Genomic DNA, 8,127 nt, shown 5'->3' on the forward strand with positions numbered 1-8,127 from the left:
GGGCCGGCGGCGCTCGGCAGCGCGAAGTCGAGCTGCACGCTCAGCTCGCCCTCGATAGCGCGCCGCGCCTCAAGACTATAAAGCACCGCCAGCGTGTCGCCTTCGATGCGCACGTTCTTCTCTATCGTCACGCCGTCGAGCTGCGCGCGGCACCGCGCGGCAGGCTTATCTTCTACCGGCTCGCCTTCGTAGTCTATGACGGTGCCGCGCCACGAATCGACGAACAGCCCGCGCGGCTTCGTATCCGGCACCAGATCCGCCGGATCGATCGCGACCTTGAACGCCACCCGATCGTGGATCGACGCGATGCCCGGCATCCGGCGGCGTTCGGGATGGGCGCTGCCGCCGTGGCGGATGACCTCGTAGTAGTCCTCCTCGCGGCGTGCCAGCACGTCGGCGAAGTCGTGCCGCAGCGGATAGTCGGTGAGCTCGCATAACCTGCCGCCTTCCGACGGCCGGATGGCCGCGTAAAAGGGTCCGGCGCGCAGCGCGATCTCTTCGCGGCCATCGAGATCGATATCGGATCGTTCGGAGGGCGGACGCGGCGCGAGCGCGTCGAGCTGCTCGTCAAGATCGGCGAGGTTGGCGTAGACGGATGCGCGCAAGAACGGCAAGTAGACGCCCCCGAACAGACCGTGCCAGTAGCCGTCGTTGGCCTGCGAGCGATGCAGCGCGTCCCGCATGGACGCGGCTTGTTGCGAGCGCGGCAACGCGTGGAAACGTCGCGACGCGCCTTGGGTGCGCTTGTGCATCCAGTTCGCCTCGGGATAGCGGAGCAAAAAGCTCATCCACGTGCCGCCGTGCAGCCATTCGTTCATCTCAGTATACGACGTCGCGGGAAGATAGACGAGGCCGCGACTCGCGTTGCGGCGATGGAAGCGCCCGAACGTCTGCGTCTGGATGCGGCGCGAGGCCTCGATGCGCGTGAACAGCTCTTCGAGCCAGCCGCGCTCGTAGACCCACTCGTAGGTGTCCGGCCAGATGCCGAACTTCTCGATGTCGTCGAAATAGATCGCGGCCGCCCCGGATCGCGTTTGCTCGATCGCCTCGACGACGTCGGCCGCCGGCGCGAACGGGATGAGATAGCGCAACGTCTCGGAGATCGGGAAGATGTCGAGACGCTTGCCGCTTTCTTCGGTCGAGTAATAACCGTCCAGCGCTCCGGTGATGCCGGCGCTGCGCAGATGCGAATCGTCCACCGCGACGAAGCGCAACCCGCTGTCATGCAGCGAGGGAACGACTGAAGACTCCCACACGCGCTCCGTGAGCCACGCGCCGCGCGGGCGCACGCCGAAGAGATCGCGGATGCGCAGCGTCAGCGCGCGCAGCTGGGCGCGCCGGTCCTGGTCGGGTATCGCCGCTAACACGGGCTCGGTGTCGCCGCCGCCGATCATCTCGATCTGGCCAGAGCGCAGCATGCGAGCGATGCGCGCCACGTCGTCCGGAAACTTGCGGTTGAGGTAGCCGAGCAACCAGCCGCTGACGTGCAGGCTCACGCTGATGCGCGGATGGCGCTCCAGCGTCTCCAAGAAGGGATGATAGCAGCGCGCCACCGCGTCGTCGATGACGTGATCGAAATTGCCGACGGGCTGGTGCGCGTGCACGCCCCAGAGCAGGCGGACGGGTTTGCTCATTGCGGGTCGGGCTCTTTGGCGCGTCGCATCACGCCGTCGTAGACCTGCTCGCCGGTACCGATGCTCACCGGTACGTCGAGCTCCGGCGGCGCGGCGCGGCCGAGCGCGGCGTACAGATCACGCAGATGCCGGCGATAGAGACGCTCGAAATCGCGCACCGGAGCCGGCGGATTGTAGCCGCCGAACCACCAGAACCAATCGGAGCTCTCGGCGCGCCGCAAACATCGCTGCGCGTTCTCTCGCTCGGCTTCGCCGAGCACGCCCGCCGCGAGCGTCTCGTCGTATGCGCGTTTGGCGGCGCACAGCAGATCCCAGCCATGGTTCTTATCCGGGTCGCCGACCCAGGTCTCAAACGTGCCGTACACCCAGCTGCCCGCGACGATGCGCTCCAACGGCGGCAGCGCAGGAGAGTGCGCGAGGTGTGCGGCGAACGTGGTCAAGTTGAGCGTCGGGTTTGTGCTCAGGCGCCGGTACATCGTGCTCAAGAATTCGAACGCGTTATCCGCGTAGTGCTCCCACGCGTTTTCCCCGTCGAGGATGATGGTGACCACGCGTGCCGGCCCATCGCTCGGCTGCTGCGCGATGGACTCGAGCGCGGCAGTCAGATCGGCGACGGCGTCATCCGCACGCCAGGGCGCGTAGATGAATCCGACGCGGTCCGAGAGGTCGTCGTCACGGAAGAAGCATGCGATCGTGCCTGCCTCCGTGTGCACCGCGTATGGCGTATACAGATAGCCCTCGCGAGGACCCGGATCGGCGCCGTGCGCGCTCGCCCGCAGGCTATTGGCCAGCACGAGCTCGCCGCTCGCCGTCCAGGCGAACCGGCGCGCGCACAACGCCGCGATCGTGCGCTCGGAGATGCCGCCTTCGGACGGCCAGCATCCCCTGGGTGAGGAGCCGAAGTGCGCTGCGTGCGTGCTCACGCCGGCCTTGAGCTGGTCGGTGATGCGCTGCTCTCCGCCCGGGTAGGCGGCCGCCGGCAAGGCCACGCTCGGCCGCGATTCGCGCGCGGCGGCGAAGTCGATCAGCAGCGGCATCATAGGGTGGGAATAGGGCGACATCGCAAGCTCGATGCGCCCATCATGCGCCAAACGCCGGTAGCGCTCGACGATGCCGCGCACTTGGTCGCCGACGATGTCCAACATCACGTTTCGGTCCGCGGCGTCAAACGCGCGCGCCTTGGCCATGAGATCCTGTGCGCGCACGTCGCTACGCCGGGCGCCCTCGCCGAGCCAAGCGAGATGGTACCAGACGATCGTGTCGGCCCGGTCCTGCTCCGACAGCGGCTGCCCGCCCCACGCCTCGGCTTCGGCGAGGTGGAACAACCGCTCGTACGCCGGGAAACGCCGCACGATGCGCTCGTAGTTGGCGCGGCACAGTTGGTACGCGAGTTGGCGGCGACGATCCGGGGCGTCGGCGTCGCCGCGCTGCAGCGCGCGCAGCAGCGGGTCGCGAAACGAGCGCGCTTCGAACTGCGCGCTGTAGTCGTCGAGCTGATCGAGCAGCACCGGCGCGAAGCTCACCGTTGCGCGCGCCGATGCGACCTGCTCCAAGTGCCAGGCCATGTCCGCATAGTCTTTCATGGCGTGCAGGTAGACCCAGGGCTGGCGATACTCGCCGTCGGACGCGCGATAACTAGGCTGGTGCATGTGCCAGCACAACACGACGTCGAGGGCTTTGCGCTGCTGCGGATCAGCCTGCGTGATGCACTTGCTGTCCGAGCATCTCGGGCGTGACGAGAGTGATGCCGCTCTCGGTGCGATAGAAACGGCGCGCGTCTTCGTCGGGATCCTCGCCGATGACGGTGCCTTCAGGGATCTCGCACAGTTTGTCCACGATGACGCGGCGCAGCCGGCAGCTGCGGCCGATGGTCACGTTGGAGAGGACGACCGAATCCTCGATCTCGCCGAACGAGTGGACGCGCACGCTGGTGAACAACAACGAGCGGCGCACCAGCGAGCCCGAGACGATCGTTCCGCCCGAGACCAGCGAGTTGAGCGCCGTGCCTCGGCGGCCTTCCTCGTCGAGCACGAACTTCGCCGGCGCGACCTGCTCCTGATACGTCCAGATGGGCCAGCTCGAATCATACAGGTTCAGCGCAGGCAGCGGTTTGATGAGATCGATGTTCGCCTCCCAATAGGCGTCCAGCGTGCCGACGTCGCGCCAGTACGGCGCGGCGCCGGGCTTGGTGCCGACGCAGCTGTCGGCGAAGTTGTGCGCGACCGCGTTGCAGCGCCCCACGAGTGCGGGGATGAGGTCGCGCCCGAAGTCGTGCGTCGTGTCGGGCAGCGCCACGCGCGCCAGCTCGTCGTAGAGGAACTGCGCGTTGAACACATAGATGCCCATGCTCGCGAGCGTCGTGTCCGGGCGCCCGGGCAGCGGGGCCGGGTTCGGCGACTTCTCGGCGAACGCGACGACCCGGCCTTTCGCGTCCACCTGCATAGTGCCCAGACCGGCGGCTGACGCGATCGGCACCTCGACGGCGCCAATAGTGACGTCGGCTTTGGTGGACACGTGGTCGCTGAGCATCTTGCCGTAATCCATCTTATATATATGGTCCCCGGCGAGCACCAGGATGAACTCGGGGCGGTGCGAGCGGATGATGTCCAGGTTCTGGTAGACCGCGTCGGCCGTGCCTCGGTACCACGACTCTTCGACGCGCTGGGACGCCGGCAGCAGTTCGACCGCCTCGTCGAACTCGCCGTGCAAGAAGCTCCAGCCGCGCTGCAGGTGGCGCATGAGCGAGTGCGCCTTGTACTGCGTGACGACGCCGATGCGCCGGATGCCCGAATTGATGCAGTTGGAGAGCGGGAAGTCGATGAGCCGGAACTTGCCGCCGAACGGCACGGCCGGCTTGGCGCGCCACTGCGTGAGCTGCATGAGGCGCGAGCCGCGGCCCCCCGCCAGCACGAGCGCCAGCGTGGCTTTGGTGAGCAGGCTGACAAAACGTGGAGGTGCAGGTTGCGCCATCGTTCAGAGGACTATCGTGCGGTGCGCGCGCTCTCCTCTGCGTCGCTAGCCCCGGAAGCCGCCGCCGGGGCTGCGTCCGCGATCAGTTTGTAGACGACGACTGCGAGGATCGAACCCGCAATAGGCGCGACCACGTAGATCCATTGCGCGTGCCATATCCCGGCCACCAGCGCCGGACCCAAAGAGCGAGCTGGATTCATCGACGCTCCCGAAATGGGACCGCCGAACAGCGCGTCGAGCGCGATGGTGCTGCCGATAGCGATGCCCGCAAAGCTCTTGATCGCTCGGCCGTGCACCGCTGAACCCAGGACGACCAAGACCAGCAGTGACGTCATCAAGAGCTCGAGCCAAAACGAGGTGCTTGTGGCACCGTTCGGCAGTGTCGCGCCGAGGCCGGCAATAGGTCCGAACATCAGCCGCATCGCGGAGCTGGCTGCAATGGCGCCCAGCAACTGAGCGACGACATACCAAGGCACGCGAAAACCCTGGAACTCTCCGGCGCTCCAAAAACCGATCGTCACGGCGGGGTTGAAGTGTGCTCCAGAGATGTGACCGAGGGCGTACACCAACGCGGTCACCACCAGACCGAAGACGAGGGCGACGCCGACGTGGGTGACCGAGCGGGTTATCGCATCGATGACGATCGCCCCGGTACCGGCGAACACGAGGAAAAAAGTCCCGACGAATTCGGCGACCAGGGCCTGGCGAAGAAGCACTACGACGTCTGGTCGGCCGGCGCGAGCTCCAAGATCAGCCGATCGACGCGCCCGACGATGTCGTCGCGTATCCGGCGAACTGTCATCAGGTCCTTGCCGGCAGGGTCCTCGACGTCCCAATCCTCGTATTTCTTGCCCGGGTATATGGGACACGCATCGCCACAACCCATCGTGATCACCGCATCTGCTGCCTGCACGACGTCGTCGGTCATCGGTTTGGGGAACTCTTTGCTCAGGTCGAGTCCTATTTCTGACATGGCCTCGATGACGACCGGGTTGATGGCATCGCCCGGCGTGCTGCCTGCTGACCGCACGTGGACCTTTCCCTTGGCCTTCGCATCCAAGATGGCAGCGGCGATCTGACTGCGCCCGGCGTTGTGGGTGCAGACGAAGAGCACCTCCGGCATGGTCTTGGGGATGCTGCCGGCGACTTGTGCCATGGCCGTAAGACGCTCGCGCGTGAACCTGCACGCGAAGATGGGCAGATACACGGTCACTTTGCAGTTCACGAGCGTGTCTGCGTTCTCTTCAAGGAATCGCCGGATCGTCTCCATGGAGTACAGACCCTTGAATTCGGCATAGAGATTCGAAGCCCCCGATAGGGCTTGGTCGACGAGCGTCTTCGTACGATCAGTCGCCATCACCGTCACCTCCGCAGCACGACATGTCCCCGCCGTTGCGCTCGGCGGTCTCTTCGATCACGTAGTAGGTCTCCCAGCGCCGCCCATCCGGGTCGGTCGCCCACACCTTGTCTTGTCTCGCGTAACAACACGTCTCACCGGTCTCGACGTCGACCGCGAGGCCGGCTGCCCTCAGCCGGTCGATCGCAAACTCCACCGCGTCCGGAGCGTCGACGGCTATGCCGTAATGGGCATCTGACGAGACCTTCGTGTCGGGATCTCGCGACAGAGCCAACTCGAGAGCCGGTTCGTATGTCAAGAAAAGGGCATAATCTTCGTAGTGCTTGGCGGGTTCGGCGGCCAGCAAGGTGCGGTAGAACTTGACGCTGGCATCGAGGTCGCGCGTGGAAAGGCTCAAGTGCGTCTTCATCTTCTTTCTCTATGCGACGCGGCGTTTGCGCCGGACGTGGCGCTCGGCGAGCGGCTCGTCTTCACGAGCGAGGACGCGCGGCAGAATTGCGGCGACCGCCTGACGCACGCGCTCTCCTGCTCCGTCGGCCAGACGGTAATAGACCCAGGTCCCGCGGCGCGCGCCGACGACGAGGCCGCAATCCCGAAGGATCTTCAGGTGGTGCGACACGGTAGGCTGCAGCAGCGGCACACCCTCGTTGATATCGCACACGCAGACGTCATCGCCGGCGGCGGCGATCATGGCGAAGATGTGGAGCCGATGCGGGTCCGCCAATGCGCGGAACAACGCCGCCCCTGGCCCGGTGTCGGTGACGCGAGGGGGCTTGGGCGCGCATCGTTTTTCGGCCATGCCGATAGTCTACAGCCTAACATTGACATCTGTCAATATAGAAGCCCTTCGATACAGCGAACCGGAGGGTTCTCGCGCTTGCGTCCGAAGCGGCAATCGTGTCGATGACCGAACCGACCGCGCCGGTCACCGCGGAAGAAGTGCGTCTTCGCGAGAGCCACGCGCACGCCGTGCGCTGGCGGCGCTGGGGCACATACTTGAGCGAGCGCCAGTGGGGCACGGTGCGCGAGGACTACAGCCCTGACGGCGACGCTTGGGCCTACACCACGCACGACGATGCGCCGGCGCGCACGTACCGTTGGGGCGAAGACGGACTGCTCGGCTTCTCCGACGACCGCCAGCACCTGTGCTTTGCCATAGCCATGTGGAACGGCCGGGACAGCATGCTCAAAGAGCGCCTGTTCGGGCTGACCAACCCTCAAGGCAACCACGGCGAGGACGTCAAGGAGTGCTACTATTTCCTCGACAACACGCCGACGCACTCGTACGCCAAAGCGCTGTACAAGTATCCGCAAAACGCGTTCCCCTACGAGCAACTCGTCAAGGTCAACGAAGCGCGCGGCCGCAGCGAACCCGAGTACGAGCTGATCGACACCGGCATCTTCGACGGCGACCTTTATTTCGACGTCACGGCGGAGTACGCGAAGGCGGGGCCAGAAGACATCTGCATCGAGATCGCGATCGCCAATCGCGGCCCGCTGGTCGCCCGGCTTCATCTTCTGCCGACACTGTGGTTCCGCAACACATGGACGTGGGCCGGCTCACCGATGCGGCCGTCGATCGTGGCCGCAGGTGACGAGTTCTCGTGCAGCGTGCTCGAGGCGCGCCATCATAGGATCGGCGAACGGCGCCTCTACGTGCAGACGCCGACGACGCTGCTGTTCACCGAGAACGAGACCAACGTGCAGCGGATTTTCGGCCAGCCCAATCCGCAGCCGTACGTCAAAGATGCGTTCCATCAATACGTGGTGCATGGCGACGCCGCCGCGGTGAATCCAACGCGGACGGGCACGAAGGCGGCAGCGCTTTACGTGCTTGACATCGCCGCTGGCGACACGGCGCGCATTCGAGTCCGGCTCACGCAATCAGAGCCGCTGTCAGATCCGCTCGGCGAGTCCTTCTCCGCCGTGCTCGCCAAGCGCAAGGCTGAAGCCGACGAATACTACGCGCGCATCTCGCCCTATCCGCTGTCGGACGAGGGCCGTCTCGTCCAGCGACAGGCGTTCGCGGGAATGCTGTGGTGCAAGCAGTACTACAACTACGTCGTCTATCGCTGGCTGGAGGGCGATCCGGCGATGCCGCCGCCGCCGCCGCAACGCAAACGGGGGCGCAACCGCACCTGGAAGCATCTCGAAGCAGACGACGTC

Annotated in this window: 8 protein-coding genes; 1 reads left to right on the forward strand and 7 read right to left on the reverse strand. The window is 65.6% G+C overall.

Annotated elements, in window-relative coordinates; all coding sequences use genetic code 11:
- From VKF82_06545 to VKF82_06575, 7 genes are all read right to left on the reverse strand, one after another.
- Positions 1-1,634: alpha-amylase/4-alpha-glucanotransferase domain-containing protein (locus VKF82_06545; protein ID HME81719.1), on the reverse strand; the 1,634-nt coding region annotated here is incomplete at its 3' end.
- Positions 1,631-3,298, reverse strand: a complete 1,668-nt coding sequence (locus tag VKF82_06550) for a glycoside hydrolase family 57 protein (protein ID HME81720.1) — start codon at positions 3,296-3,298, stop codon at positions 1,631-1,633. The genes VKF82_06545 and VKF82_06550, both read right to left, overlap by 4 nt.
- Positions 3,299-3,326: 28 nt before the next feature.
- The gene (glgC, locus tag VKF82_06555; protein ID HME81721.1) at positions 3,327-4,604 is read right to left on the reverse strand and encodes a glucose-1-phosphate adenylyltransferase; all 1,278 of its coding nucleotides are present in this window, start codon (positions 4,602-4,604) and stop codon (positions 3,327-3,329) included.
- 11 nt (positions 4,605-4,615) lie between these two features.
- Positions 4,616-5,320: an MIP family channel protein gene (locus VKF82_06560; GenBank protein HME81722.1), complete on the reverse strand. Its 705-nt coding sequence runs from the start codon at positions 5,318-5,320 to the stop codon at positions 4,616-4,618.
- Positions 5,320-5,961 carry an arsenate reductase ArsC gene (locus VKF82_06565; GenBank protein HME81723.1) on the reverse strand — a complete coding sequence of 214 codons (642 nt, stop codon included), beginning with the start codon at positions 5,959-5,961 and terminating at the stop codon, positions 5,320-5,322. The genes VKF82_06560 and VKF82_06565 overlap by 1 nt, the downstream gene beginning before the upstream one ends.
- Positions 5,951-6,370, reverse strand: coding sequence for an ArsI/CadI family heavy metal resistance metalloenzyme (locus VKF82_06570; GenBank protein ID HME81724.1), 420 nt, complete (start codon positions 6,368-6,370; stop codon positions 5,951-5,953). The genes VKF82_06565 and VKF82_06570 overlap by 11 nt, the downstream gene beginning before the upstream one ends.
- Positions 6,371-6,379: 9 nt before the next feature.
- The gene (locus tag VKF82_06575) at positions 6,380-6,760 is read right to left on the reverse strand and encodes a metalloregulator ArsR/SmtB family transcription factor (protein ID HME81725.1); all 381 of its coding nucleotides are present in this window, start codon (positions 6,758-6,760) and stop codon (positions 6,380-6,382) included.
- Positions 6,761-6,858: 98 nt separating this feature from the next.
- On the opposite strand from VKF82_06575, the gene VKF82_06580 reads away from it, so the two are divergent.
- Positions 6,859-8,127 (forward strand): hypothetical protein (locus VKF82_06580; protein HME81726.1); only part of this gene is annotated, 1,269 nt, incomplete at its 3' end.

The sequence above is a fragment of the Candidatus Eremiobacteraceae bacterium genome, from assembly GCA_035314825.1.
Taxonomy (GTDB): Bacteria; Vulcanimicrobiota; Vulcanimicrobiia; order Eremiobacterales; family Eremiobacteraceae; genus JAFAHD01.

Bases quoted from the DNA above. Each gene is read 5' to 3' on its own strand.
- glgC (HME81721.1), bottom strand. From the start codon at position 4,604: ATGGCGCAACCTGCACCTCCACGTTTTGTCAGCCTGCTCACCAAAGCC.
- VKF82_06565 (HME81723.1), bottom strand. From the start codon at position 5,961: ATGGCGACTGATCGTACGAAGACGCTCGTCGACCAAGCCCTATCGGGG.
- VKF82_06570 (HME81724.1), bottom strand. From the start codon at position 6,370: ATGAAGACGCACTTGAGCCTTTCCACGCGCGACCTCGATGCCAGCGTC.
- VKF82_06575 (HME81725.1), bottom strand. From the start codon at position 6,760: ATGGCCGAAAAACGATGCGCGCCCAAGCCCCCTCGCGTCACCGACACC.